Origin of the sequence: Serratia sp. CY84636 (assembly GCF_052166245.1) — a bacterium.
GTDB lineage: Bacteria > Pseudomonadota > Gammaproteobacteria > Enterobacterales > Enterobacteriaceae > Serratia > Serratia nevei.
Map to the genome: position 1 here is coordinate 1 of NZ_JBJNOX010000014.1, position 277 is coordinate 277.

1 rRNA gene is annotated in these 277 nt (G+C 54.5%); it reads left to right on the forward strand.

The features are described 5' to 3' along the window. Positions 1–155: 155 nt before the first annotated feature. A 5S ribosomal RNA gene (rrf, locus tag ACJ8QI_RS23535) occupies positions 156–271 on the forward strand. Positions 272–277 lie beyond the last annotated feature (6 nt).

The following is a 277-nucleotide window of genomic DNA, read 5'->3' on the forward strand; positions in this document are numbered from 1 at the left end:
AGAGAGACAAAATCGTCGGGAACGATTTTGAACAACGCGGAGCGTTGGCCCCGAAGGGGTGAGTATCAGGATGATACGAATAATTTTCAGCGAAGTTCCGAGATTGGTTCTGATGGCGACACGGGAGTGACGCGGTTGGAATGAAACAGAATTTGCCTGGCGGCAATAGCGCGGTGGTCCCACCTGACCCCATGCCGAACTCAGAAGTGAAACGCCGTAGCGCCGATGGTAGTGTGGGGTCTCCCCATGCGAGAGTAGGACACTGCCAGGCATCAAA